The 26,176-nt window shown below is 67.7% G+C and carries 27 protein-coding genes, 3 tRNA genes and 2 pseudogenes; 31 read left to right on the top strand and 1 reads right to left on the bottom strand.

What is annotated here, in order from left to right; all coding sequences use genetic code 11:
* Position 1: 1 nt before the first annotated feature.
* From GSI01S_RS19420 to GSI01S_RS01610, 27 genes and pseudogenes are all read left to right on the top strand, one after another.
* Positions 2 to 1,624 (top strand): hypothetical protein, encoded by a 1,623-nt coding sequence (locus GSI01S_RS19420; RefSeq protein ID WP_006894520.1) that lies wholly within the window; start codon positions 2 to 4, stop codon positions 1,622 to 1,624.
* Positions 1,596 to 1,871: a hypothetical protein gene (locus GSI01S_RS01485; protein WP_157225294.1), complete on the top strand. Its 276-nt coding sequence runs from the start codon at positions 1,596 to 1,598 to the stop codon at positions 1,869 to 1,871. Before GSI01S_RS19420 ends, GSI01S_RS01485 begins: the two co-directional genes overlap by 29 nt.
* 147 nt (positions 1,872 to 2,018) lie before the next feature.
* Positions 2,019 to 2,666, top strand: a complete 648-nt coding sequence (locus GSI01S_RS19425; protein WP_006894522.1) for a hypothetical protein — start codon at positions 2,019 to 2,021, stop codon at positions 2,664 to 2,666.
* A gap of 48 nt (positions 2,667 to 2,714) precedes the next feature.
* A complete protein-coding gene (locus GSI01S_RS01495; RefSeq protein ID WP_006894523.1) occupies positions 2,715 to 3,659 on the top strand; it encodes a major capsid protein in 945 nt (314 codons plus the stop codon).
* Between the two features lie 13 nt (positions 3,660 to 3,672).
* Entirely contained in the window at positions 3,673 to 3,936 is a 264-nt protein-coding gene (locus GSI01S_RS01500) for a hypothetical protein (protein ID WP_006894524.1), read from the top strand.
* A 7-nt stretch (positions 3,937 to 3,943) separates the two neighbouring features.
* Complete coding sequence (locus GSI01S_RS01505) at positions 3,944 to 4,348, top strand: hypothetical protein (protein ID WP_006894525.1); 405 nt, start codon at positions 3,944 to 3,946, stop codon at positions 4,346 to 4,348.
* Complete coding sequence (locus tag GSI01S_RS01510; protein ID WP_006894526.1) at positions 4,345 to 4,719, top strand: hypothetical protein; 375 nt, start codon at positions 4,345 to 4,347, stop codon at positions 4,717 to 4,719. Before GSI01S_RS01505 ends, GSI01S_RS01510 begins: the two co-directional genes overlap by 4 nt.
* Position 4,720: 1 nt before the next feature.
* The gene (locus tag GSI01S_RS01515) at positions 4,721 to 4,933 is read left to right on the top strand and encodes a hypothetical protein (RefSeq protein WP_006894527.1); all 213 of its coding nucleotides are present in this window, start codon (positions 4,721 to 4,723) and stop codon (positions 4,931 to 4,933) included.
* Positions 4,934 to 4,937: 4 nt separating this feature from the next.
* Positions 4,938 to 5,258 carry a hypothetical protein gene (locus GSI01S_RS01520; protein ID WP_006894528.1) on the top strand — a complete coding sequence of 107 codons (321 nt, stop codon included), beginning with the start codon at positions 4,938 to 4,940 and terminating at the stop codon, positions 5,256 to 5,258.
* Positions 5,259 to 5,263: 5 nt separating this feature from the next.
* Positions 5,264 to 5,749: a hypothetical protein gene (locus tag GSI01S_RS01525; RefSeq protein ID WP_006894529.1), complete on the top strand. Its 486-nt coding sequence runs from the start codon at positions 5,264 to 5,266 to the stop codon at positions 5,747 to 5,749.
* Between the two features lie 155 nt (positions 5,750 to 5,904).
* Positions 5,905 to 6,480 carry a hypothetical protein gene (locus tag GSI01S_RS01530; RefSeq protein ID WP_006894530.1) on the top strand — a complete coding sequence of 192 codons (576 nt, stop codon included), beginning with the start codon at positions 5,905 to 5,907 and terminating at the stop codon, positions 6,478 to 6,480.
* Positions 6,481 to 6,571: 91 nt separating this feature from the next.
* Entirely contained in the window at positions 6,572 to 6,994 is a 423-nt protein-coding gene (locus GSI01S_RS01535) for a hypothetical protein (RefSeq protein WP_006894531.1), read from the top strand.
* Between the two features lie 116 nt (positions 6,995 to 7,110).
* Positions 7,111 to 7,413, top strand: a complete 303-nt coding sequence (locus GSI01S_RS01540; RefSeq protein WP_006894532.1) for a hypothetical protein — start codon at positions 7,111 to 7,113, stop codon at positions 7,411 to 7,413.
* 15 nt (positions 7,414 to 7,428) lie between these two features.
* Positions 7,429 to 12,807: a phage tail tape measure protein gene (locus GSI01S_RS01545; protein ID WP_006894533.1), complete on the top strand. Its 5,379-nt coding sequence runs from the start codon at positions 7,429 to 7,431 to the stop codon at positions 12,805 to 12,807.
* Positions 12,804 to 13,655 carry a hypothetical protein gene (locus tag GSI01S_RS01550; protein WP_006894534.1) on the top strand — a complete coding sequence of 284 codons (852 nt, stop codon included), beginning with the start codon at positions 12,804 to 12,806 and terminating at the stop codon, positions 13,653 to 13,655. The genes GSI01S_RS01545 and GSI01S_RS01550 overlap by 4 nt, the downstream gene beginning before the upstream one ends.
* 1 nt (position 13,656) lies before the next feature.
* Positions 13,657 to 15,291, top strand: coding sequence for a Gp37-like protein (locus GSI01S_RS01555; RefSeq protein ID WP_006894535.1), 1,635 nt, complete (start codon positions 13,657 to 13,659; stop codon positions 15,289 to 15,291).
* Between the two features lies 1 nt (position 15,292).
* The gene (locus GSI01S_RS01560) at positions 15,293 to 15,664 is read left to right on the top strand and encodes a phage gene 29 protein family protein (RefSeq protein ID WP_006894536.1); all 372 of its coding nucleotides are present in this window, start codon (positions 15,293 to 15,295) and stop codon (positions 15,662 to 15,664) included.
* Positions 15,665 to 15,737: 73 nt separating this feature from the next.
* Positions 15,738 to 16,247 (top strand): annotated as a pseudogene (locus GSI01S_RS20450) (M15 family metallopeptidase); the annotation flags it as partial.
* 6 nt (positions 16,248 to 16,253) lie between these two features.
* Positions 16,254 to 16,739, top strand: coding sequence for an LGFP repeat-containing protein (locus GSI01S_RS20455; protein WP_244874916.1), 486 nt, complete (start codon positions 16,254 to 16,256; stop codon positions 16,737 to 16,739).
* On the top strand, positions 16,739 to 16,999 hold the full coding sequence (locus tag GSI01S_RS01575; RefSeq protein WP_006894541.1) for a holin: 261 nt from the start codon (positions 16,739 to 16,741) through the stop codon (positions 16,997 to 16,999). The genes GSI01S_RS20455 and GSI01S_RS01575 overlap by 1 nt, the downstream gene beginning before the upstream one ends.
* Positions 16,996 to 17,385 (top strand): DUF2746 domain-containing protein, encoded by a 390-nt coding sequence (locus GSI01S_RS01580; RefSeq protein WP_006894542.1) that lies wholly within the window; start codon positions 16,996 to 16,998, stop codon positions 17,383 to 17,385. Before GSI01S_RS01575 ends, GSI01S_RS01580 begins: the two co-directional genes overlap by 4 nt.
* A 37-nt stretch (positions 17,386 to 17,422) precedes the next feature.
* The gene (locus GSI01S_RS01585) at positions 17,423 to 18,475 is read left to right on the top strand and encodes a hypothetical protein (protein WP_006894543.1); all 1,053 of its coding nucleotides are present in this window, start codon (positions 17,423 to 17,425) and stop codon (positions 18,473 to 18,475) included.
* The gene (locus tag GSI01S_RS01590) at positions 18,472 to 20,946 is read left to right on the top strand and encodes a hypothetical protein (RefSeq protein WP_006894544.1); all 2,475 of its coding nucleotides are present in this window, start codon (positions 18,472 to 18,474) and stop codon (positions 20,944 to 20,946) included. Before GSI01S_RS01585 ends, GSI01S_RS01590 begins: the two co-directional genes overlap by 4 nt.
* Positions 20,930 to 21,961: a glycine-rich domain-containing protein gene (locus GSI01S_RS19430; protein WP_006894545.1), complete on the top strand. Its 1,032-nt coding sequence runs from the start codon at positions 20,930 to 20,932 to the stop codon at positions 21,959 to 21,961. The genes GSI01S_RS01590 and GSI01S_RS19430 overlap by 17 nt, the downstream gene beginning before the upstream one ends.
* A complete protein-coding gene (locus tag GSI01S_RS01600; protein WP_006894546.1) occupies positions 21,961 to 22,230 on the top strand; it encodes a DUF7233 domain-containing protein in 270 nt (89 codons plus the stop codon). Before GSI01S_RS19430 ends, GSI01S_RS01600 begins: the two co-directional genes overlap by 1 nt.
* A 1-nt stretch (position 22,231) precedes the next feature.
* The gene (locus GSI01S_RS01605; RefSeq protein WP_006894547.1) at positions 22,232 to 22,579 is read left to right on the top strand and encodes a hypothetical protein; all 348 of its coding nucleotides are present in this window, start codon (positions 22,232 to 22,234) and stop codon (positions 22,577 to 22,579) included.
* Between the two features lie 141 nt (positions 22,580 to 22,720).
* On the top strand, positions 22,721 to 23,515 hold the full coding sequence (locus GSI01S_RS01610) for a GAF domain-containing protein (protein WP_006894548.1): 795 nt from the start codon (positions 22,721 to 22,723) through the stop codon (positions 23,513 to 23,515).
* Between the two features lie 358 nt (positions 23,516 to 23,873).
* Here the strand turns inward: GSI01S_RS01610 and GSI01S_RS01615 are convergent, their stop codons facing one another.
* A complete protein-coding gene (locus GSI01S_RS01615) occupies positions 23,874 to 24,773 on the bottom strand; it encodes a tyrosine-type recombinase/integrase (RefSeq protein ID WP_006894550.1) in 900 nt (299 codons plus the stop codon).
* A 461-nt stretch (positions 24,774 to 25,234) separates the two neighbouring features.
* On the opposite strand from GSI01S_RS01615, the gene GSI01S_RS01620 reads away from it, so the two are divergent.
* The 4 genes and pseudogenes from GSI01S_RS01620 to GSI01S_RS01635 form a co-directional block, all read left to right on the top strand.
* Positions 25,235 to 25,307 (top strand) — tRNA-Glu (locus GSI01S_RS01620).
* Positions 25,308 to 25,352: 45 nt separating this feature from the next.
* Positions 25,353 to 25,426 (top strand) — tRNA-Asp (locus GSI01S_RS01625).
* A 33-nt stretch (positions 25,427 to 25,459) separates the two neighbouring features.
* Positions 25,460 to 25,533: transfer RNA gene (locus tag GSI01S_RS01630), tRNA-Phe, on the top strand.
* A gap of 224 nt (positions 25,534 to 25,757) precedes the next feature.
* Positions 25,758 to 26,176 (top strand): annotated as a pseudogene (locus GSI01S_RS01635) (hypothetical protein); the annotation flags it as partial.

Genomic DNA, 26,176 nt, shown 5'->3' on the forward strand with positions numbered 1-26,176 from the left:
CGTGCTCGACGCTCTGCAGGCCTCGCAGCGCTACACGCGAGAGCGGCACAGCCTCGTCCGGCCGACGCTGGCCCGCGTGCTGGCGCTGTGGGGCACGACGCCGCCGCCGGGGGACTGGGACGAGTGGTTCGCTGAGCGTGGGCCGCGCATGGCCGCTGTCGTCGAGGCGGTGCAGCCTCGGCTGATCGATCTGTCGACGCAGGCGGTCCCACAGATCCTTGCAGACACCGGCAGCAGCAGCCGCGCGGAGGCGGCGGTCGACGCGAGCCAGCTGATCGGCGTCGCCGGAGACGGCCGCTCGATCACCGGTCTGCTCGGCACTGCGATCACGACTGCGCGGACGGCCAGCGACAGTGCCGCGCTGTCCGGTGCCGGCATGGAGCTCGGTGCCGCGGCGCAGGGCTGGCGCGCCGGGCGGCTGGACCTGATGACGAAACTCCTGACGGTCACCTCTGATACGAGCCGCGCGGCGATGAGCTTGGAGACGGTCACTCGACCGCGGGTCGGGTACACGCGCAAGCTCGTCGGCTCGTCGTGTGCGCGGTGCGTGGTGCTCGCCGACCGCACGTACCGCGCCGCCGACGCATTCGATCGTCACCCGCATTGCGACTGCGAGCATGTCCCGGCCGAGACGCGGTTCCTCGACCTCGCGACGGTCGATGCCCGCGTGCATTTCGACGGGCTCTCGCGAGCGCAGCAGGATCGGCTGTTCACGAAGGCGGGCGCGCAGGCGATCCGCGATGGCGCGGACATCAACCAGGTGGTGAACGCACGCCGGGGCGCAGGACTGTCGTTCGCGTCGGGGCGGATCACGAAGGCCGAAGCCGAGGCGATCCGGAACTCACGCGGGGGACGAGCTCGGGCGCGGTCGGTGACGACCGAGGGGACGACGCGGCGCGGTATCGCGGGCAGTCGCCTCGGTCGGGGTCCGGGAGGGAAGCGTCCCGCGCAGCAGCGGTTGATGCCGGATGCGATCTATCAGGCGGCGGACGGGGACCGGGATCTGGCGCTTGAGTTGCTGGACCGCCACGGCTATCTGGTCGGAGGCCCGACGCCGGGGAACATGCCGCGGCACAGACCTCCGATGGCTGCGGAGCGTGCGAACAGCAGAGGGCCGCGCACCGATCCCGGGTCGATTATCAACGGTCCACCGGGGGGAGGAGGCGGCTCTGGCGTGGCGAGTGCGGCAGACGGCCCGCCGCCGAAGCGAACGAACGGAATGCACGGCCCGGCGACGCCGGATGCTTTCAACGCGATCGATGGCCGACAGCCGCTGTTCCGCCGGAGCGAGGTCGAGAAGTTCGAGCTCATCGATGCAGAGGCAGTCCTCGACGGTGATTCGACCGGGCATGGCTTCCATCGCAGCGGCCTCGGCGTGAAGGACGACGAGTTCCCGGCAGGCTGGGGCGAACAAGACGTTGTGGATCTCGTGAACGCGATCATCGACGCCCCGAGCGACGGGTTCCCCCGCGGCCGACGACGGTACTCATTCCTCGGCGCCTACCGCGACGTCACTGCGGTCCTGCGTATCCGAAATGATGGATACGGTTGGCGGATTGCAACAGTCCACCCGTACGACCGGATACGATGGGAGCGTGAGAAAAGTGCTGTTGTCGACAACTGAGTGGGCCGAGGAGATTCTCGCCGCCCACGTCGATGACATCAGCCCTGCCGACGTGACGCTGGCGCGATCGCTCATCGATGACGGCGACGGATGGCTCGCAGCTTATGACCTCCTTGGAAGCGGTGCCGACGAAGGCTGGCTGACGGCCGCCGAAGCAGAGACAGCTCTCGCATTCGCACGCGCAGGGAAGTTCGGAAAGTTCTCCGCTGGCGCCGAGAATGACGCGCGCAGCGTGCTTGCATCCTGAGTTATCCACAGGCATACTGATGTCGGTGGTTACCCCCATGCCTTGAACGGCTGGGGGTTTCGTCGTTTCTAGGCCCGACCGCGAGATGCGGTCGGGCCTTCTTTGTGTTGTCCGGGAGATCCGGACTCATCCGAGATGGAGCCTGTCATGTCGCATCGCACCCTTCCCAGCACCCTGCATTCGGTCATCACTCCGTGCGCTCCGGAGGGGCGCCATCCGCGACTGCGGTTCTTCGCGATGGGCGAAGACAACAGCGGCGGCGGCGGTGGCGGCGCAGGAGGCGCTGGCGGCGACGGCGGGCACGATGCCGGAAGCGACAGCGGCGGCGACGGTGGAGACGGTGGCGATGTCTTCAAGTCGGAGCATTCGAAGAACGCTGTCCTGGCCGATCTGACGTCGGAGCGCAAGGGCCGGGCTGCTGCGGAGCAGGAGCGAGACGCTCTGGCGCAGAGGCTCGCCGAGATCGAGGACAAGAACAAGACCGACGAGCAGCGCAAGCAGGAGGCCGAGGCCAAGCGCGACGCCGATCACCGCGCCGCTCAGCTGAAGGCCGACCAGTACGAGGCCACCGAGAAGGCGGGGCTGCCGCTGTCGTGGGCCAAGCGGATCGCGGGGGCGACCCCGGAGGAGATGCTCGCCGATGCGCAGCAGCTCAAGTCCGACATGGACGCTCAGTCCGCCGCCGGACACCGGACGGACGGTGCGGGCGTCGGTGGGGCGGGCGCCAACGACACGGCGGCGACGGCGGCACCTGGTGCCGCTCGTGCGTCTGTGTACTACCAGACCAGCAAGTAACGACCCCCGGCGGCGGCTGCCGTCGGGATCACTAGAAAGGAACAGCTCATGGCTGTCACTCTGGCCGAAGCCGCGGTTCTCTCCGAGAATCAGCTGTCGCGCGCCATTCACGAGATGTTCGTGCAGGAGTCCCCGATCCTGGACCGGCTCCCGCTGATGCCGATCGAAGGCAACGCGTACGCGTACGACCAGGAGCAGACGCTGCCTGGTGTCGCGTTCCGTGGTGTCAACGAGGGCTACACCGAGTCGACCGGCACGTTCAACCAGCTCACCGAGAAGCTCGTCATCCTCGGTGGCGATTCCGACGTGGACCGCTTCATCCAGCAGACCCGGTCGAACGTGTTCAATCAGCGCGCCGAGCAGGACAAGCTCAAGGTCAAGGCCATGAGCTACAAGTTCAACGACCACTTCATCAACGGTGATGTCGTGACCGACCCGAAGGGTTTCGACGGACTGAAGAAGCGCGTCGTCGGCAACCAGGTCATCGACGCCGGCACCAACGGGATGCCGATCCTCGGCGACGGCAGCTCCGACACCCACGCATTCTTCGACAAGATGGACGAGCTGCTCGCCGCGTGCCCCGGCGCGGATGCGATCTACGCATCGCGGCAGGCGCGCTCCAAGATCATCTCCGCCGGCCGACGTATCGGCGGCGTGGAGATCGTCAAGGAGGACATGACCGGCAAGCGCGTCGCGCAGTGGCAGGGTGTCCCGATCCTGGATCTGGGTGACAACCTGTCCGGCGGTCAGGTGCTCCCGGTCAACGAGACGCTGGGTACCGCCTCGAACACCTCGAGCATGTACGCGGTCCGCTTCGGCGGCACGGACGGCGACCAGGCGACCACGGGCCTGACCAACGGCGGCGTCCAGGTTGACGACCTCGGTCAGCTGCAGGAGAAGCCCGCACTGCGCACCCGCATCGAGTTCTACTGCGGCCTCGCACTGTTCGGCGGCAAGGCCGCTGCCCGACTCCGCGGCGTCATCGCCGCCTGACCAGGAGAAGATCATGGCTGAAACCGACACCAGCGCTGACGCGGACGTCACCGCTATCGACACGGCGACCGACGCCGAGGCCGCTCCCGAGACTGTGGAGCCTGCCGCGGACGTCAAGCCCGCGGCCAAGCGCAGCGGGACGCGCAAGAGTGCGGCCAAGTCGCCGGCCAAGCGCAAGGACCGCATCGAGCGGTACGAAGCGCTCAAGGGCGACGGCACCGTCGTGACCGTCGAGCGCAACATCGACACCGGCGCAACCTCGATCGTCGAGGACTGAGACGGCGATGGCCACGCCTCCGACCCTTGTCACCGCCACGGACGTCACGAAGCTGCTGGCGGCGGACCTGCCGGGAGAGGGCACGCCGGAGCGCGCGCAGCTCGATGAGCTGTGCGAGCAGGCATCCGCCGAGATTCGGGCCCGGGTCGTCGCCGTCGACGCCCGGATCGCGGCGGGCTCGCTTTCGGCGGTGCGGGTCCGGGGCGTGGCCGTCGACATGGTCCTTGCCGCGCTGGAGAACATCGAGCTCGGCTTCCGGTCGACTGGCGAGACGTACCCGGAGATCGGGACGACTCAGGTCGCGGCGGCGAACCGGCTCACGGTCGAGATGACGGCCGCGCAGGTCGCGGCGCTGTCGCCGGTGGTCTCCGACGCGGCCAACGGCATGTACTCGGTGCAGATGTCATCGTGAGGTTTCCCGAGCAGTGGGCGATCCGACCGCCGCGCCCGACAACCGTCGACGAGGGGACGGGCAATCGCCGCCCGGGACCGGCTCCCGATCCGATACTGGTCCGTGGGTCTCTCGAGCAGCGCTTCCCTCGCACTGACGAGAAGCTGCTGCCGGGTGGCGTCGTCGCGGCCGAGGCCCTGCTGCTCCTGCACCCGTCAGCCGAGAACAAGATCCCGGGGCCGATCACGCTCGAGCATCGGGCGATCAGCCCGGACGGCGAGGTCTGGTCGATCGTGCGGATACCGAAGGCCCGCAAACGGCGTCGCGCGTCGGCGCCGACCCGCTACATCGCGCTCGTCATCCGACGAGCGACCGACATCAAGGAGAAGTGACATGGCTGCAGCGAAGCCCACCGACGACAAGCCCGTCGACGACAAGGCGAACGAACAGAGCACCGTCGCGGCGGCGCCGGCCGCGGACACCGCACCCAAGGACAGCACGCCCGACTCCGGCCTGGTGCAGTGGAAGGACGACGACGGCAACGTCCACACCGGGTCGCGGTACGGGTCGGCCTACCGCGAGCACCTGCGGAACAAGAAGGACTAGCTCGGTGGCGGCGTCGGTGTCCCTGCGGTCGCGAGTGTTCGCGAAGGCCGCGATCGCGCAGGCGAACGCGACGTCGGTGGAGCAGCGCGCGCAGGTCGCGCACCGTGCCGCCTCTGACGCCCGCGCGGAGGCGCCGGTCTTGACCGGCGAGTACCGCGACGGAATCACCGTGATCGTGGAGGGCGAGGACGTCACCCTCTCCGACACCGATGAGACTGCGATCCACAAGGAGTACGGCACCAGCGATACGCCGGCGCACGCGACTCTGATCAATGCGGCGTCGCGGTACGGCACGTACTACGGTGCGCGGCCGAGAGGGCACTGATCATCATGATGATCACGCGCAAGACGCCGTTCGCTCCGGGAGCTGCGCGCGAGCTGCTGCGGTCGACGCCGGAGTTCATGGAGCTCGTGGGCGATGATCCGCAGCGGATCACGACCAGGGAACTTCCGGACCCGCTCCGGGGGCCGTGCGTGACGATCTACACCGGAGTCAACCGGCGGCAGAACATCGAGCTGTCGAAGCCGCGGTTGATCGTGTCGGTGTGGGTGCCTGCGGCGGAGATCCTCGTCGATCAGGGCATCGACATGGATCCGGAGGAGCTGTCGTGGGACGTCGCTGATCTTGCCGGCCGGATATTCGATCGGCACCGGCAGATGGGTCGCGGCGGCGGATTCGAGTTCCGCGGGGTCACGTGGCGCTCCGAGTGGGATGCCGGCCCGACGACGATGGTCGACCGTGAGCGTGGCGCGGAGTCGCCGCTGTACCGGTCGGTGATCGAGATTCTGATGAAGGTGGGCTCCGGCCCTCGATAGACCACCCGCCCCTGTGCCAGGCAGCCCGCTCCGCGGAGGCACGGCGAGGTTGGGTGACCGGGACCCCGGTCTGGTGCCTGCTCGGCACGCCAGGCCGGGGTCTCTCCATTTTCCAGTGACCGCTCACCTCGTGGGCGCAGTGAAGGAGCTTGCAGATGAGCACCACCCCCGACAATTCCAAGGCCTACGTCTGGCAGGACGGCGACGCCTACCGTGCGCCCGCCGGCACCGCTCTCCCGGAAGATCCGTGGGCGCACCCGCTCGTGACCGGCACCTCGCCCGGCGTCACCTGGGACGCGTTCGGCGGTATCCAGGCCGGATTCAACCTCGAGCCGAACCAGGACATCAAGAAGCACACGATCTTCAACAAGCGCGACTCCACGTACGCGCTGAGCCGTGGGCCGCGTGAGGACACGACCAAGTTCCGGGCGGTCGACTACTCGAAGGCGGCGGTCCTGACCTCGCTGCTCGGTGGCGAGATCGTTCAGGTCGGCACGTCCGAGGTCTACAAGTGGGTCGGCGGAAACGCTGAGGAGTTCGCTCTGATCTGGACTCTCGCGGACCCGTCGAACGCCTCGACCGACCGCGTCGGCTTCTACACCGAGAAGGCCACGCTGTCCTCGCCGCCGCCGCGTACGTTCGCCGGCGAGGACCTCGACGGCTGGGAGTTCGAGATCCTCGCGCTCTCGCCGCTGGTCCCGATCAGCAACTGGAACCCGCTGGCGCCCTAGCGCCCCGGGGGCGGTGCCGGCCGGGGAGCGGCCCCGGTCGGCGCCGCCTCATCTCGATCCCCGACTCATCCCACAGGAGAGCTGACACACCATGCCGAGCAACAAGACCAAGAAGAGCACCGCGCCTGCCGTCGAGCCCGAGGCCACCGAGACCGAGCCCGTCGAGCGCATCGACCTCGCCAGCATCCTGGAGGTCGGCACGCCGGGCACCGAGCCGGTGCCGGTCACCATCAAAGGCGTCGATTTCTCGATCAACCGCTACTTCAGTCCCGACACCGTATGGGCCTGGTCGGACCTGCAGCGCGCGGACCCGAGCGAATTGACGCCGTCTGAGGTCGCAGAGGGCAACCGGGCGGTGCTCAAGATCCTGCTGCCCGAGGAGGATCACGACAAGATCGAGGAGCTGCTGGCGATCCTCGACACGCGGAGCATCGCCGAGTCGCGGCGGATCTTCCTGTACATCAACAACCTCGCAGGACTGGTGGACCGCCAGGGAAACGCGTTGGCGCTCTAGACTTCCTGCTTTCCATCCGGGAGAGCTGGGGCGCATACATTGGCCGCTTCCAGCGGCAGTACGGGCTCGACCTGCGGGCGGCACTGACGTCGAAGCCGTGGCAGGACGTCACCCTCTTGCTCGATGACCTGACCGAGACGTGGACTCGCACCGACGAGAACATCGCCACGTTGGTCGACATTCAGAACTGGTGGCTCGAGGCCGAGTACGTCAAGTGGACGACCGACCCCGAGGAAGCCAAGGCGGCGTCGCGGTCGGCCGATCCGACACCTCCGCTGCCAGTCCTCCGCGCCGTCGCGTACCGGCCCCCGGCCGCGCACGCGGCGGCGGTCGAGCGCTACGAGGCGCGCCGACCACAACAACCGAAGCCGAGCGGCCAGATGGACGCACGGTCCTTCGGTGCACTCTTCGGGCTCTGAGAAAGGGACTAGCTGATGACGGCAGGCGGCCGGATCGACATCGACGTCGTCCTCAATGACAAGGACGTCGCAGCGCGACTCGACTCGACCCTGGCCAAGGCCACCGCCTCGGCGAAGAAGGCAGCCGGCGCACTCGGACTTGCGTTCGGCGGCGCAGCTGTCCTCGGCGGACTCAAGTCCGTCATCGACGCCGGCGTGGAGTTCGACACGGTCCTCAACCAGCTGCGCGGCGTGACCGGGGCGACCGGGGCCGAGATGGCGGCGGTGTCGGAGAAGGCACGTCAGCTCGGCAACGACATCGCGATCCCCGCGACGTCGGCATCCGATGCCGCGCAGGCGATGCTGGAGCTGAGCAAGGGTGGACTGTCAGTCCAGCAGTCGATGGACGCCGCACGGGGCAGTCTCCAGCTCGCCGCCGCCGCTCAGATATCTGCCGCGCAGGCCTCGGAGATCCAGGCGCAGGCGATCAACACGTTCTCGCTCAAGGCCTCCGACGCCGGGCACGTCGCGGACGTCCTCGCGGGCACCGCGAACGCCGCGGCGGGCGAAATCACCGACATCGCACAGGGACTGCAGCAGGCAGGCTCGGTCGCCTCCCAGTTCGGCATGACGATCGACGAGACGGCCGGCGCGCTCGGCGTCCTGGCGAACAATGGCATCAAGGGCTCTGACGCGGGCACGCTGCTCAAGAGCACACTGCTCGCGCTCCAGGACACCGGCAAGCCCGCGGCGACGGCGATGGAAGAGCTCGGCATCAGCGTCTACGACGCGCAGGGCAAGTTCCGCGGTCTCGGCCCGATCATGGACGAGCTCAAGACTGCGTCGACGAATCTCACCGAGGAGCAGTACAACCAGGCGACCGCGGTACTGTTTGGGTCGGATGCGATGCGGCTCGCCGGGATCGCGGCCAAGGACGGCTCGGAGAGCTTCCGTCAGATGACCGAGCAGGTCGGCAAGGCCGGGTCGGCGCAGCGTCTCGCGGAGGAGATGGCCAAGGGCCTGCCCGGTCAGCTCGAGCGGCTGCAGAACGCGGCCGACGAGACCAAACTCGCATTGTACGACCTGCTGCGCGGACCGCTGACGGACCTGGCCAGCTTCGGTGCCGACCAGCTCGGCAACCTCTCCGACCTGCTCAAGGGTGACACCGGCGGGATGAGCGAGGGCCTGCGGCCGCTGGTAGAGGATCTGAAGTCGATCGGCGACGGACTCCACGGGATCGCGCAGGATCTAGTGGGCCCGGGCGGCGCGCTGACGGTGATCGGGGAAGGCGCGCAGGCGACGGGCAAGCTCGCCGTCGCCGGACTGGAACCGATCACCGGCGCGGTCGGCGGCGTCCTCAACGTATTCGCGGGCCTACCGGCACCCGTCCAGACCGCTGCCCTGGCGATGGGTGCGTTCGCAATCGCCCGCAACAAGATCGCCACGCCCGGGCCGCTGAAGGCGTTGTCGGCGTTCCGCGCGGAGATGTCCGCGCAGAACTCGCTGGCGAAACTGGCGACCCGCGAGGTTGACAAGTACGGTCGCGCGATCGAAGGCACCGGGCGGGGCCTGACGGTAGCGCAGCGTGCGCAGGCCGCGTACCGGACCTCGACTCTCGAGTCGGTGTCGGCGATGCGGGGGTTCACCGACCAGGTGGGCGCGGTGCGGCGTGGTGCAGCTGCAGCGGGCGAGCCGGTGGGGCTCCTGACGGCGACGATGCGCACGATGGGGGAGCGTAACGGCGCTCTCGGCCAGATCGGCGGAGCGTTCACGGCGGCATCGCAGGGCATGGGCCGATTCGGCTCGGTCGCGGGTACCGCGGCCGCGGGCGCGACAGCGCTCAAGCTCGGTGCCGGCGGGCTGATGTCGGCTCTCGGTGGCCCGTGGGGTGTCGCGCTGGGTGCGGCGTCGCTCGGTCTGGCGATGTACTCGCAGCGGCAGCAGGAGGCCGCGCAGGCCGCCGCCGAGCACAAGCGGAACGTCGACGACCTCGTCGGGTCCATCGACGTGCAGACCGGTGCGCTGAACAAAGCGAGCACGGCACAGATGGCGGCGGACCTGCGCGGCGGAAAGTACGGCAAGGGCAACACTTTCGAGTTCTCCGATCAGCTGGGGATCTCGGCCGATCGCGTCACGGCGGCGGCATCGCGGCAGAAGGGCGCGCTCGATGACCTGAATGTCACACTCGATGCGACGACCAAGAAGTCGCTGGAATCGTCGGACTACTGGAACAAGCAGGGCTCGTCGCTTCGCGCAGCGGGTATCGACGCCGACACGATGACCGACGCTCTGCGCGGCAACGCCTCCGCGATCAAGAAGGTCGAAGGGTTCATGGTCGGGTCGGGGACCACGATCCAGGACTACCGGCGCCACCTCGACGAGTCCGGAAAGAACGCCGTCCAGCTGGGGGAGAACGTCAACCTCGCAGCGCAGGCGGTCCGCGAGGCCGGGGCGGCGCAGGACCAGCAGACGCGGGCGATGGAGAAGATGGACCCGCGCGCTCGGACGCTCGCCGAGGCGATGGAGGTTCTCGGGTCCAAGACGTCCACGGCCGCGGAGAAGTCGAACGCGCTCAAGGCTGCTCTGGACGCGCTTGGCGGCGGCGCCGAGGGTTTCGACGCCGCGATGGGGCAGGCGAAGCAGGCCGTCGAGAAGCTGCCGGCGACATGGCAGGCAGCCGCCGACTCGGTCGGAGGGTACGGGGAACTCATCAACAGTGCGACGGGACGCATCGTTCTCAATAACGACGCGACGCGGGCACTGTCGAGCGAGATCTTCAACGTCAAGAACCAGATGAATAACGCCGCCACAGCGGCCTACCAGTTCGCCATTCAGAACGGGCAGGGCAGCGAGGCCGCGGCCAACGCTGCGCGTACAGCAGCGTCCGAGATCTACAACAGCTTCATGAAGTCGTCGGACGGGGCGAAGGCTGCTGGCGTCGATGTCGCGGCGCTCGCGACGGCAATGGGGTTGCTGCCTCCGGAGCAGGTTGTGCAGCTGCTCGCGAAGGGCGGCGACGCCGTCTCGGCCGAGCTCTTGCTGATCAAGAGACTGGTCGAGGGTGTGCCGCCGAATAAGGCGATCGAACTGCACTCGATCTCGGACGAGGCGAAGGCCAAGCTCGAGGGAATCAAGGGTCTCGTCGTGACCGAGCTCCCGGACAACAAGGGAGTGACGGTCACTGCGACGACGACTCAGGCACAGCAGGATCTGAACGCTCTGGTCACAAAGCAGAACGAGCTGAAAGACAAGAACGTCACCTACCGGGCGACGGTCATCGTCGACGAAGCGCAGGCACAGTCCGCCAGGTGGGGCGTCGAGACATTCGGCGTCGGGTCTCAGCCACGCGCGAAGGGCGGGCCGATCGACGGGTACGCGGTCGGTGGTGGTGTCGGAGCTGATGGTGCGATCCGTGGTCCGGGCACCGGGACGTCAGACTCGATCCTGACGCAGGTCCCGGCGGGCGGTCACGTGGTGACCGCGGCCGAGGTATCCGCGGCCGGTGGCCACGGTGCGGTGAATCGTCAGGTGTCGGCGCTCGGTGCTGGTCGGCCGGGCCGCAAGACGGCGACGGCGGGACCGCTGATGCCGGTGGCGCTGTCGAACGGGGAGCACTACCTCGCGCCGGACACGGTCGATGCCGCCGGCGGCCACGACGCGATCTTCGCGTGGCGCGCCGGGCTGGCGCAGGAGCGTCAGGGCCTGTACCTCGGTGGACTGGTGCGCGCCGAGCAGGTAGGTAAGGCGAACGACGGGCTGCCGTACATCACCGGTGGGCGGGACTGCTCGATGTGGGTGTCGTGGATCGTGCAGGCCGCGAAGGGGCAGGAACTCACGCGCCTGTTCACGACGTACAGCCTGCTGGACGGCCAGACTGGCGGGCTCGAGCCGGGCGCGTCACCGTCCGACTACCTGACGGTCGGTGTGTCGCAGGAGCACATGGCAGCGACGGTGCAGACCGATCGCGGACCGGTGAACACCGAGTCGGGCGGGAACTCGTCGCCGTCTCAAGTGCGGTGGGGTCGCGGCGCCGCCGGAGCGTTCGACGGCCAGTTCCCGTTCCGCTTCCACCTGCCGAAGAATCTGATCTCGCCGCCGCCAGACGAGACCAAGCCGGACGTGTCGGCCGAGGAGGCCGCGACCGAGACGATGAAGGCCGAGGACGAGACGCAGTCGCGGCAGTACATCGAGCCGCCGAAGGCACCGAAGGCCGAGGACGTCGCCGCTGAGGCCGCGCGGATCGGCGTCCGCGGGCTCCTGGAGACCTTCGACATGCAGGACTCGATATTCGCGGATCCGGACAAGTCGACGATCGGTCGGGCGCTGCAGATCGGCATCAACACGCAGAAGTACCGCGAGCAGCAGGCCGAGGTTCCGAAGTCCGAGTCCAAGAGCGGCGGTGTCAGCAAGGAGGACCAGGCCGCGTACGACCGCGACAAGCTCGCTCGCGACCAGAAGTACGAGAACGACCGCTTGGCGATCAAGAACTCGATGAAGTCGGGGCCCGAACGGGACCGCAAGCTCCTGGACCTCAAGCAGAAGCACGACCAGGACAACCTCGAGGCGAAGATCAAGCTCCGCGACAAGAAGTCCGGCACCGACAGCACGTCGGAGTCGGACGCGTCGACGTCGGGGAAGACGTCCGGGCCCGCCGACAGCGACCCGTACCGGCTCGTGGACTCGGCGCCCTATGACCCGTCGCGCGGCGCGGTGCAGTGGGAGAAGGAGGCGACGGCGGCGCTGCGGATCGCGGGCATGAACTACCGGTGGAAGGACAAGATGATCGGGCAGGGCGACATCGAGTCGCACGGCGACCCGAAGGCTGTCGGCCCGGACTCGCCGGACGGTCAGCCGAAGGGCTGGATGCAGGTGAAGCCGGGGACGTTCGCCGCGTTCCGCGATCCGAAGCTCCCGGACGACCCGTTCAACGTCCTCGCGAACGGTGTCGCGGCTGCCAAGTACGCGAACAAGCAGTACAACGGTGAGCCGCCGTGGCCGACGACGAAGGGCTACTGGGCTGGCGGCATCAACGCGATGGACCCGAGCAAGGCCGCTGTGGTGGCGCCGCAGAACCGCCGGGTCATCGGCGACAGAGCCGTCGCCGACGAGTTCTTCATCCCGGACACCGACGACCCGCAGCACATCGCGCTCGGCGCGGAGTGGGCGCGGCGGAGAGGGTTCCAGCTGGTGAACATGCACGCCGATGGGGGGACGCTCGCGCGGGCTCGTGGCGGTCAGGCGGCGGTCATGGATCGACCGGCCGGACCGGTGATCCAGGAGGGCGACCGCCACTACAACTACGCCGGACCGGCTGATCAGGCGCCGGATTTCTTCCGCGGCGCTCGTCGGCACGACAACATCGTCCGCCGCGGTGCGGGAGTGCAGCGTATCGGGCGGAAGGGGACTCGGCCGTGAGGCGATCGCGAGGGCTGGTCGACGACACGCTGGTGCGACTGTACGACTGGCGCGGCACCGGGCAGTTCGTGGAGCTGTCCGGGCCTCGGCAGGGTGATCACGGCGCGCAGTTGCTCGAGGGCGTGGGTGGGCTGTGGGAGGCGCAGCGGTCGCTGGTGAAGATCGAGACGGCGCGGCTGCCGGGGTCGATCCCGGTGACGGTCCGGATCGAGGAGTTGCTGATCGACCTGCCGACGATCGTGCAGGGCAGCGACTCCCTCGAGTGGCAGTGGTGGAACCGCCGGATCCACAGGATGCTCTCGTTTACGCACGATTCGCCGCTGGTGGTGCAGACGCTCCCGTGGGGACCGCGGTGGATCTCGGTGCGGCGTCGCGCCGCGCACGAGGAGGAGATCGTCGAGGACCCGACATTCGGGCTCTCGCAGATCTGGACCTGGCAGCTGGTCGCGCACGATCCGGACTGGCGGTCCCCGGATCTGACGGCCGAGTGGGACAACAGCTCCGGGACTGGGCGCGGCAACCTCCGCATCGCGTACCGCGGCGATCGGCCGAGCTTCCCGAAGTGGACCGGGGTCGGGCCGGACTGGAATCTGCAGGAGCCGGTGTCGGGGCTGTGGAATCCGCTGCCGCGCATGGCGGCGGGCGAGGAGTGGAAGGTCGACGCGCATCCGCTCGCCTCGCAGCTGATGTCGAGCCTGGACCGCAACAAGTGGCGTCAGCTGCAGCGTGGGTTCACCGCGTCGGTCGACGAGGAGGGCGAGTACGTCCTCGGTGTCGAGTGCTCCGGTCCGGCGTCGGCGAAGGTCCAGCTGCGGCTCGAGCAGCGCTACGAGCATCCGTGGGGCTGACATGAGTGACCTCGATCGGATCTACCACGAACTGTCCGAGCGCGATGACGCGGCGCGGCGGGCTCACTTCTCGTCGACTCTGATCCAGCTGTGGGACGGGAACATGGAGTACCCGCTGCAGGTGCGGTCGGTGATCGACCACGAGGGGGAGGACCCGACGTGGTCGGTCGGTGGCGGCGTGACGCATTTTGCGTACGACTCCCCGGAGGGCCACTACTGCTATGACCTGATCCGGCCGGACGAGGATCTGCATCTGACCGTCGAGCTCGTCGACCCCGATGATCCGTCGATCGGGTGGGAATCGCGGGTCGCTTTCAAGGCCGTCAACGTCGACCTGGTCGATCAGGAGGACGGCACGCAGATCGTCGAGGTGCAGTGGACGACGGCGCTGGCGCACTGGGAGCACCTGATCCTGATGGCGGTGCCGATGCTGCCGCCGCAGCTGCAGCCGATCCACTACTGGGTCGCGCTCGGCAACATCCGGACGCAGTTTCTCCTCGCGCTGCACATGGCTCTGGCGGTCACGTACTCGCCGCTGTGGCGGTTCGTCGACAATCCGTTCTCGATCGCGTCGTACCGCGATGCCGTCGACCCTCGCCGGTGGCCGCTGATGGTGTCGCCGCTGACTGCGCTGCGCGATGCGACGAAGCCGGTCCTCGCGGCGTTCCGCTTCGACATGGCGCTGCCGGCGATGATCGACCAGCTGCGCGATGCGGACTGCTGGCCGGTCGCACGGCAGTGGCTCCCCGGTGACCCGCAGCCGTTCCCGTCGCACGTGACGCTGGTGCGTCCGACGCTCATCCTCGACATCGAGCACGAGGAGCTCGTGCCCGGCATCACCGGGACGTTCGTCGATGGGTACATTCATCTGCTCGTCGGTCTCGCCGACGACCTGATCACGGAGGTTGTGCACCCGATACTGGACCCGTCGCTGCTGCCGAAGAATCCGTCGCAGCATCCGCTCGGCGACAAGCTCGGCCTGGCGCCGGCGAAGCCGTGGCCGCTCTACCGCCGCGGCGAGTACTCGGGCATCGTCGAGGGACGGATCAGTCTCCGTAAGAGCCTCGGCACCGTGTTCTGGACTGGTGGTCGCAGCCCGGAGTGGGTGAATCAGGCCATCACGCTCGCGATCTCGACGGCGCTGGACTACGTGGGGTTCACGATGGGAATCCCCGGCCTCGGCAACCTGTACCAGGGGCAGCTCGACAACACTGTGCTCGCGTTCGCCAAGACCGAGGATCGCCGCCGCGCCCGCGGCGCCGGCCGCTTCGCGTTCCGCCACGTGTGGTGCTCGGAGGCCAGCGTCGGTTTCGGTATGGCCACCGCGATCGCACTGCGCAAGGGGTGGTTCGACTCCAAGCCGCGCATGGTCCGCACTGTCGAGGTCATCGACGGGTTCCCGTACCGGATCTACCGCGACGTGAAGAAGGGCTCGGCGTGCTGCTTCGAGATGCCGGACGGATCGATCTACGTCGACCGCATCACCAACATCAAGCACCGCCTGGACCGGGAGACCGAGATGCGGTACGCGCTGGTCGTCGGAGACGACACCGGAGACGAGGACCCCATCGCCGAGCTGTGGGGCCGCTGGAATCAGATGCGCGACGTCGCGCGGAAACTCTTCTTGGAGCACTGACATGACTGATCTGCCCGCCATCTGGCGCGCCGACCCGACACCCGGCCGGCAACACCGGTTCGCCGATTTCTTCCGCGACGTACCGCTGCTCCCGGACGGGCAGGCCGTGTACCTCGACAGCGACCAGCGCAACCGACTGGCCACCCACGCCGAGGCGTGCGGCCTGCGCAAGGTCGCGCCCGCGGCCGTCAAGTATTGGCCGCCGCCGCGCGGCTCCCACATGCCCGGGAACACCGGCGTGTGGGTGCCGGTGACGATCGAGGACCCGATCGAGATGCAGCTGCCCGACCCGGCGTCGATGACACCGCACGAGCGCGAGCATCTGCGCGCCGAGCTCGCGCGGTTCGACGCCGCGGACCATCCCTCCGAATAGACCCGCTCTACCCCTTGCCTGGCGGCGCCCCAATCCTGGGGCGTCGCCTTCGTCATATCTGAAGGAGAACACGATGTCTTTCCGCACTGTCTACGGCTATTCCACCTCGGAGGCGGGGTGGCGCATGTGCAACCGCGACGAGTGCGGACTCGTCACGATCCCGGACCTGTACTACGTGGACACCGCACCCATCCGGAAGGGCGCGCCGCTGACGATCCTGGGCGCCTGGCTGTACTGGTATGACCGCAACGTCGAGGAGATCGTGTCGCCGGTGTGGGGCTGGTCGGCGACCAACGACGTCGCGAACTCCAATCACCTCTCCGGCACCGCGGTCGACGTCAACGCTCCGCGGTACCCGTGGGGGTCGCGGACCATGCCGGCGGCGAAGAAGGCCAAGGTCCGCGAAGGCCTCCGACTCTTTGAGGGCCTGGTGTTCTGGGGCGCGGACTGGGACCGCGCCGACGAGATGCACTACCAGATGGGCGTCGCCGAGGGTGATCAGCGAGCGGCGGCATTCGCGGCGAAACTGCGCGGCGGGTACCTCGGCATCTACAAGTCGGCGCCGCCGGCACCGAAGCCGGTGCCGAACATGATCGATGAGTGCGCTCGCCGCCATCCCGAGATCGGAGCTCGGCTGCACACCGGTGAGCGGATCTGCAAGGACGGCGTCGGCCGCTACGCCGAGTTCGCCGGGGGCCGCATCTACTGGCACCCGCGCACCGGCGCACACGTGATCCCGGCCGGCCCGATCGGCGAGGCCTTCGACAAGCGCGGTTACGAGTGGAACCTCGGCTACCCGGAGTGGGAGGCGAACCGCGCGCTCCGTGACGGCGGCCAGTGCCAGGCATTCGAGAAGGGCGTCCTGTACACGTACTCGGGCGGGCCGGTCGAGGGGGCACTGATCCACGGCAAGATCGGCGATCGCTGGGCCAGGGAAGGATGGGAGGGTGGCCGTCTCGGGTACCCGCTCGGCGACGAGCAGCCCACCGCTGACGGCGGCCGCCGGCAGGAGTTCGAGCACGGCGCGATGCTCTGGCATCCGTCCGAGGCCATCGAGATTCTGGCGGCACGCTGATGTGGACCGCACGATTCTGGCGTGAGGCGCTCGAGCGCGCGGCCAAGACCGCGGTGCAGTCGCTCGCGGCGATCGCGGTGTCGGCATCGACGGCCGCGACGATGTCCGGCGGCGACTGGGTGCTCGCGCTCAAGACCGCGGGGTTCGCAGCGGTGTTCTCTGTGGCGACCTCGCTCGTGTCCTCGGGTGTCGGTGACCCGAATACTCCGGCCGCGCTGCCTGCTGCGCCCTCTGGCCGACACCGAAAGGCGGATGAGTGAGCGGCGTTGCGGAGCAGATGATCCACGCCGACAGCGCTATGGACCTGTGGGCGTATTTCCTGGCCGGGCTACCGGCCACCATCGCTGCGATCACCGCGGCGGTGGTCGCTGTGCGGTCCCGCAGCCACAACCGCGCGATCAGGAGCCAGGTCGAGAACGACCACGAGACGAACCTTCGGGACGACCTCGACAAGGTGACCGCGATCGTGCAGACGGTCGACGAGAGGACGCGGCGTATCGGTGATGAGCAGATCCGCGAGCAGAAGGCGCGCCGTGAAGCTGACAAGCGCACCAACGACCAGATCTCCGAGCTCGTCGAGGACGTACTGACGCGCCTGGACCGGCAGGACCGCATCGCAGACAAGTACCACCCGGGCGAGCCCTGACCTCGCCTCCACCTCCTGTGCAGAAGGACTACATTTCATGGCATCTCTTGGCACCCATCTCGGCGACATCCTGCTCCGCTGCCGCGTTTTCGGGCTGGCGACCCCGCCCGGCGAGCCGCCGATGATGCAGGCTCAGCTCTCGATCACCGGCGAGGACGCAGACCTGGCGCTACCGGTGCTCAAGGGAGACCCGGGCGAACGGGGGACCCCGGCGGCACCGTTCAAGTGGCAGGGCCAGGTCGCCTCGGCCGGCGAGCTCCCGACACTGTCCGACACCCCAGCGGACAAGGGCAAGGCCTACGTCGTCAGCGACGGGACCGGCACCGGTGACATCGCGTACTGGTCCGGCACCACCTGGAACTACTTCGTCGATGCGTTCGGGCCGGGCCTGCCGGGACCGGTCCCGGACATCACCACCACCGGCGAACTCGTCGACGAGGCCGATCCGTTCGAGGTCGTGGTCTCCGGCCCCGCCAGCGCCCCGAACCTCCACTTCAAGGTGCCGGCGCAGCCCGGACCGCCCGGGCCCGGCGGGGACTGGGGCCTGTACGACAAGACCTCGCCGCGACCGAACGGCGCGGTCCCGGTGTGGGACGCGACCGCCGGACTGTACAAGCCGGTCGGCCCGGGTGCGGCGGCGCCGGGCGTCAGCCAGTACACGCTGCCGGAGTCGGCGTGGTCGGCGTACTCGGGCAACGCGGCGACGCAGACCGTCGCGACGATGGCTCTCCCGGCACTGCCGTACGACTACCACATCGACGTCTCCGGGCACGCCCGCATCGGGCAGGGGCTCCTGTCCTCGACGCAGGTCGCACTGCTGGTGCGACTCAATGACCCGACCTCGGGTCAGATCGTCGGGAAGGGGCTGGGTGTCCATACCGGCGTATGCGACATCGGGCCGCACTTCTCGTCGCAGGAATCGGGCAAGCAGTCCGCGGCCGCGGCGCCCGGCACCGCGACCGGCCGCGTCTCGGCCGGCACCGCGGCGACGCTGTACGTCGTCGGCGTACGGGAGTCGGGGTCCGGGACGTGGACACTCGGTCAGGCTGACGCGCAACTGCGCGTCCTCACGATCCCGGATCTCGGATGAGCGTCTACAGCGACTGGTACGACGACGTCCCCGTCGACCCGTCCGGCCTCGACGGCGAACTATTCGACCCGCCGGTCTCGCCACTGGACCGATCCCGGATCCCGTCGCGCACCGGCGGACTGCCGATCGATCCCGACCTCGCCGCGATCCTCGCAGGGGAGGGCGGACTGGCGACCAAGCCCGACGTTGTGCAACTCCTCGATGAGGTGCGCGAGTTCGCCGTCGCGGTCATCAAGACCTTCGGCGGAGATACCGGGGCGCTCGCCGCGTGGATCGACGAGCACGCGCCGGGGTTGTCGTGGCTGCCGGACCTGACTGACTGGGTTTTCAAGCTCATCACGAACCCGGGCCGGGCGCTCTCCGAGCTGCTCTCGGGCGTCATCCCGATCGGACTGCTCGCGCCGACGACGCCGAACTTGCTCCCGAACCCCGACTTCGATGGCGCGGTGTCGATGGTCGAGGGCGACGGCTGGGCCTACGACCCGGACGTCGGCCGGACGTCGCCGGGCTCGGCGCGCTACGACTGCACCGGTGTCGCCGGGATGCAGCTGGCGACGCCGGTGCAGGTCGCCGAGGGCCAGAAGGTCGCGGCCGAGGCGTGGGTCCGCTGGGCTGGCGTGACCGCCGCCGGCGGTACCGGGATCCGGTTGATGTACCGGTGGTACTCGGGCGAGACGCTGGTCTCGACGACGCAGATCGCGGCGGTCACCGATCCCGCCGCGGCGGGCGGATGGTCGAAGCTCTCGGCCGCGGCGATTCCTGCGCCAGCCGGTGTCGATTCGGTGTGTCTGACACTCGTGGTCGACGCCGGGCTGACCGCCGGTCAGGTCTGGTTCGACGACACGTCGCTGACCAAGCCCACCGCGTCGTTGCCTCAGCAGTGGATTGCTGGTCTGGCAGATGACCTCGGGCAGTTCTGGACGATGGTCGAGCAATTCGCCTCGATCGTCGCTGGTGGCGCGGTCACCGCGATCAACGGCATCGTGCAGGATTTCAAGGACGGGTGGACGTCGACGAGCAACTGGATCCAGGACATCATCAATGCGATCCTGCGCGCGATCCGCCGCGTCCCAGTAGTCGGAGGCACCATCGCGGACATCATCGCCGAGGTCGGCGGTCTCAACGACCGCACTGACCAGGCGAACCAGTCCGTCGCGTCGGTCAGCTCCCAGGTCTCGTTCGTGGCCGATGTGATCGCGGTGCGGTCGGGCGTCGGCGTGTGGGAGTCCGGTCCCGACCCGACCGGCATCGTGTCATTCCCGTACTCGATGCTGATGCTGCACAGCCACACCACCTCGGTCACAGGGAGCACCGGGACCAGGGACGGGGCGTCCAGCTCCACCGGCTTCACCAGTGCAGGCGGCGAGAACCACAGTCACTCCGTCTACTCGACGTCGCACTCGCACGACGCGGGCAGCCTCAAAGTGTCTGTCGGGATGGGTGTGCCGACGATCAACGCGACGGCGTCGTGGGCGCCGTGGGCGTCGGTCCGGTTCCCGTCCTCGGCGGACCGGCAGGTGTTCACCTTCCTGGCGTCGAAGTCAGGGTCGGTCACCTCGTTCTTCGTCGATGTGTACCGCCTCAACGCCAACGGCTCGTCGTCCTACGTCGCCTCATCGACGGACCAGTCGGGCAATGTCGGCGGCGCTCTGGCGTGGCAGCAGGTCATTCTCCCGGCGATCCCCGTCGAGATCGGTGACGTGCTCGAGGTGCAGTTCCGCGTGGCCGGGTCGGGCACGGTGCAGATCGCGGGTATCAATCTGCCGTACCCGACACCGATCTCCGGCTTCCGGCCGTACGCCCCGGGGTCCGGGCGCGATCCGTCCGGCAGCGCCACGCCAGCCGAGATCGCGATCGGTGTGCGGGACTCGATGTACCAGGGGCCGGTACCGTTTGTCTCGGTCGGCATCGACCTCGGTCAGACGGCGATCCCGCGCTACTTCTACGACGATTTCAACAGAGGATCTCTGGGGCCGCGCTGGTCGACGTCGGGGAACATCGGCGTCTCGGGCAACCGGGTACAGCATCGCGGCGGCGTGCTCGAGTCGGGGACCGCGACCGCGACGTACAGTCAGCAGCTCCTCACCGACAACGCGCGAGTCGAGTTCGATGTGTCCGCTGGGTCGGGCATTGCCGGAGTCGGCGCCTGCTGCAGTTCGACCCTCGGGTCGGGACTGTGGTTCGTCGTCGACTCGGGATCGTGCTCGATCCAGACGGGCTCGGCGGGCAGCCGGACACAGCGGGCGTCGGGCGCGGGCGGGGACGGCCGGTACGTCGGCACCTGGACAGCCTCCGACACGACCGCGCGCCTGTACCGGAATGGAGAGCTGGTGGCATCGTGGGTCGACAGCGCGAGCGTGGTGCCGCACGGCGACGGCCGTAGGTGGTGTGCACTGATCGTGTCCAAGCCGGCGCTGCTCGACTCGGGCAGGATCGACAACTGGGTAGCAGCTGATGTGGTCCCCCAGTAGACCCGAGGTCGAGCCGCAGCAGGGCTGGGTCGGCACGGACGGCCCACAGGTAGCAGATCCGGTGCAGGGCTGGATGCGTGCTCGACTCGCCGCTGCACTGGCCTCGGAGTTTTCCAGTCGCGATGCGGCAGCGCTGCGGGCGCATCTGACGGGCACTGACGAGATCCGCGCCCTCGACGCCGCTGCACTGCGCGCTCACCTGACCGGCAGCGGCTCGGCCTCGATGGTCGACAGCGCCGCGCTCGTGGCGCACCTGACCGGCACGGGCCGCTCGCACGGTGTCGATCGCGCGGAGGCAATGATCCGCTGGCACCTCACGGGCACCGGCCACGCTCACAGCCGGGACAGTGCTGCTCTGCTCGCGCACCTGTCCGGGTCGCCGACAGTCGGCCATTCATCGGACGGTGCGATGGGGCGGTTCTCGGTGCACGCGCCGGAGATCACCGTCTACGACCAGCCCGGCGTCTTCTCCTACCCGGTACCCGGATGGTGTACGCACCTGGATTTCGTCGTGATCGGCGGCGGCGCGTCGGGACAGTCCGGGTCGGGCGTCCTCGGCGGCGCCGGCAAGGGCGGCATCCCTGGCACCTGGGCTGGGAAAACGATCGTGCGGCTGAACGAATGGGTATCCACGAGCCGAATCCCGTTCGATGCATCGGCGCTCTCGGTCACGGTCGGAGCAGGAGGGGCGCAGGCGCCGAACTCGGACTACGGCGGGCCGAATCCCGGCGGCGTCAGCTCTGTGAGCTACAGTATCGGCCCGAACGTCGTGGTCTTTGCGCAAGGCGTTGGTGGGTCGGGGACCGGCGACTACCAGAATGGGCGCCCGGTCCCGGATTTCACCTACGCGGGCACCACGTATACCGGTGGCGCATCCGGCACCGGAAACGGCGGTGCCGCGAGCGCGCCCGGCGGCGCCGGTGCCGGCGGTAACGGCGGCGTATTCGGCAACCGGACCCGCGGCGGCGCCGGCGGCGCGGGCCGAGTCTGGATCATCGCCAGGCAGGTGTACTGATGCAGATCACCTTGCCCGCCAGAGTCCCGGATCGGCTGATCGTCCCGCTCGGCTCCCAGATCACCGCGACCACCGACACCGATACCGGGCTGCTCATCACCCTCGACCACATCGACTACGACTACGCCCCGTTCGCAGACCCGGCGGCGCCTGCGTTCGAGTTCCTCGCCGACGTCATCCGCATCGCCGCCGACCGCACCATCACCATCGACCGATCCGTGACCTGCATCAGCAGCTCCGGACGGATCTCACGAGAGAAGGACTACTGACATGGCGAAAACCGCCGCGCACCGCAAGCAGATCGCCGACCTCATCGCGAGCCTCGGCGCGAAGGTCACCTTTCACGAGTCCGACCCCGGCACCACCGGTGCCGGCCTCATCGCGACCACCCCGGCGTCCGGTACGACGACGTGGGCCGCAGCCACCGACACCGGCACCGAATCGCAGGTGCAGGGCTCCGCGGTCCCGCTGCTGGTGCCAGCGGGTAAGACCGTCTCCCACTACGGGATATGGAACGGCAGTACGTTCCTGCGCGGTGAGCAGCTCGACTCGTCGATCATCGTCAACGGCACTGGACCGGTATCGGTCGACGTCACCCCGAAGTTCACGTTCGACTGAATCTGAAGCGACGGCGGCGTGGCACCAGCTGTCACTCTGTGCTCATCTGCCACAAGCTGGAGTGCTTTGCGGGTTTTTCGCGATCCGCTTGTACGGTCGTCATCATCAGTTCTCCCACAAGGTGAAGAGGTTTCGAGCGCGGTGCTGCGTCAAGCGATCTACGAGAAGTGTGCGGGCATAAGTGGAGGCACGATCTCTGCCCTGACAACAGTCGGTTCCGCATCGCTGGCGTTGGCGGCGTTCGCTGATGGCGGCTGGTGCCGGAGGCTGCTGCTTGTGGCCGGCGTCGTACTGTCGATCGTCGCCATCGTGCTCGGGTACTGCCGCTCAAAAGGCATAGGGCAGAAGCTCGAGACAATCAACCAGGTGCGCACCGAGGCGGCCGCGGAGCGGGACGCACTGCTCGCGACGGCACGCAAGGAGCGCGCGCATCTGCTCGACAAGGACCTGAAGCCGCTCCTTGAGCTTCTCGGAGAGGCACTGTCGACCGCGGACGCGGACGAGCGCCGAAGTCTCGCGCAGAAGGTTCGTCAAGGAGTTGTGGTTGCCGCGGCGACGGTGGTGGCACCTGATGCGCCAGCAGTGCGCGCGAACCTATTCCGACGGGCTTCGGCCCGACTCATGACGTTGGACCCAGGGTGCTTCTATGGTCGAGGCGACAAGTCCCGACGGAAGTTCAGACCGGGCGACGAGACCTGGGACGCGATGATGAGCCTCGACTACCGGCTGGTAACAGAGGTCGAGGAACCGAATCGCCGGTATGGCTCCTATATCACGGTGCCGATCGCATCGGCCGATACACAAGAAGGCATCCACGGTGTGCTGACGGTAGATGCGCCGGGATCGGAGGACCTGAGCGTCGACGATCTGCCGTTTCTTGAGCTGCTTGCGAACATTGCGGCGGTCTCATACAGAGTCGAAGCCCTGAAGGGGTGAGGCTTGCCGATTTGGCCGAAACGGCCTAGCTGTCCGAAACTGTGTCGGACCGTCAGTTCGTAACCTTGACGCAATGTTGGGTGGTTACGATGGCGTCTACACCGACTAGCAAAGGGGCCGCGATGACCCAAGAGAAGGAGACGCGAGGCAGCATCCGCAAGCCGGAAGCAGTCGAAGCGCTGAAGACTGGACATGTCGGCGACTACACGACTTCTCGCGAGCAGCGACGCCTCAAGTTCGGTTTTACCAGCTCACGAAAGAAGTCAGACTCCTAGTCGCGTGACTGCCGCCCTCGACAGGAGCGCCCCGCCTCAGCAGAGGCGGGGCGCTTTTGCTTCGCCATGTCGATGGGCGGCAGTCACGCGGCAGGGGGGATGGAGACGAGCTCGGGACGCTGCTCGTGTCGCGACCGCACGCCGCGCAGTACGTCGAGGGAGTCGATCGCGTCACGGCGGCGGGTGGTGGGGACGGCTGTATATATCTGGGTCGAGGCGATGCTCTTGTGTCGCATCAGCTCTTGCACGACGCGCAGGTCCGCACCATCATCGAGCAGTGTCGTGGCGTACCAGTGGCGCAGCTGGTGGGCAGACCCGCGGACGCCGGCCCGCTTCATCGTCCGGCCGACGACGTCGGAGACACTCTTGGAGTGCACCGGCATCGAGGGGTAGCCGCGCCGAGGGAACCAGTACCCGGTCTCGGGCATCTCGCTGACGAGCTCGACCAGGATTGGATGGAGCGGGATCGACTTCGTCTTGCGGCCCTTTCCTCTCACCCAAAGCAGACGGGCGCGCAGGTCGAAATCTTCGCCGCGGACCTTCGCGATCTCGTGCACGCGCAGTCCTGCCAGGAGCGCCAGCAGGATCATTGTTCGAGTCTTGGTCTGCATACGGGCCTGCAGGAGATCGATCACGGCCTGGTCGGAGATCGGCCGAGGCTCTCGCTCGGGGATGACCGGCTGTCCGAGCTTCACCATCGGGTTGTCTGCACGGCGGTCGCTGACCTGCAGGTACTTGAACCACGCGCGGAGGTACGTGATGTACGTGGCGTTGGTGCTGTCCGACCAGTCGTGTTCGTGGGAGGCGAGCCACTCCATGATCGCGATGGCGTCGATGGTGGTGGGCTGGATGCCGGTTTCGGCGTGGAGCAGGCGGATGACTCTGGTTCGTTCCACGATGGTGACGCGCGAGAGGCGGCGCGCGGTCTGCCAGAGCTCGAAATCGGCGAGTCCGATCGTGTGAGCCGTTGCATCAATTTTCACATGAGCACCATTCATCACATGGGGCACAAAAACGAAATCGGCACCCAGAAACGGGGCCGCAGTCCCTGATCGGGCTGAGGCCTTATATAAGGGGAGGATCAGACCATCGACTCTTGCGTCGTCGGCCGGCTGCCGATGCTGCGGATGATCTGCGTAGTCGGTGGCCCTGGTCGGCCTACGCCGCGTCCAGTTCCATTTCTACGGACGGAGAAGGCTCAATTGACGGACTAGTAATCCGCAGGTCGTAGGTTCGAGCCCTACTGGGGGCACTGGTGGAAGCCAGGCCGGAGAACATCTCCGGCCTGGCTTCTTCGCTTCCGGTCTCCGACGGCTGTCGGCGCGGCGCTCGCCGATCACCCTCGATGTGCGTGTGAATAGCCGAAAAACGTCGCTGACCACACGATTTGCGTTCTGTCGACGAAGTGCCATAAAGTTTGTCTCGCTCCCAACGAGGAACACCGGCCCCCTTCGTCTAGCGGCCTAGGACGCCGCCCTTTCAAGGCGGTAGCGCGGGTTCGAATCCCGTAGGGGGTACGCGGTGAGAGTCTGATAAGGTTCTCAAGGCAACAAATTGAATATGGCCCTGTGGCGCAGTTGGTTAGCGCGCCGCCCTGTCACGGCGGAGGTCGCGGGTTCGAGTCCCGTCAGGGTCGCTTTTTGGTTTCGGTTTTTCACCGGCACCGTCCGGCCAGGTAGCTCAGTTGGTACGAGCGTCCGCCTGAAAAGCGGAAGGTCGTCGGTTCGATCCCGACTCTGGCCACATTCGATCAGAGGCCCACCGGCAACGGTGGGCCTCTGATCCTTTTCGTCTGAACATCTCTCGTCGTCTGAACATCTCCGGCAGGCCCGCGGATGGTGCGAACCGGATCGAGTTCACTGTGTGTCCATGTCATTCGGCTGCCGCGTAACCTTAGGGTCCAGCTAGGAAGTTTCTGCCGCCCTGTGGAAGGGTTTCGGTGATAGCAGCGCGCACAAGGAGGGGCGATGGCCAACGGCGGGACGCCGCAGGAGAACGATCCGGCGTTGAACATTGTCGACAACGTCGTCGACCGCGAGTACACCGTCGAGCGGTTGGTGGAGAACCCGGTAGAGAAGGTCATCGATAAGCCGGTCACGCTCGAGCGGATCGTGGAACGGCTGGTGGTCAACACCGTCGACACCATCATCGACAAGCCGGCGACGGTCTCGCGGCTGATCGAGAAACCCGTTGTGACGGTGGTCGACGAGATCGTCGACAAGCCCGTGAGCGTCAGCCGCGCCGTGGAACGCCCGGTGGTGACGATCGAGGACGAGGTCGTCGACAAGCCCGTCAACATCCATCGCCGGGTCGAGAAGCCGGTGGTGACGGTGGTCGACAACATCATCGAGATGCCGGTCGAACTCCAGCGACTCGTGCAGCAGCC

Source organism: Gordonia sihwensis NBRC 108236 (assembly GCF_000333035.1).
Classification (GTDB): Bacteria; Actinomycetota; Actinomycetes; order Mycobacteriales; family Mycobacteriaceae; genus Gordonia; species Gordonia sihwensis.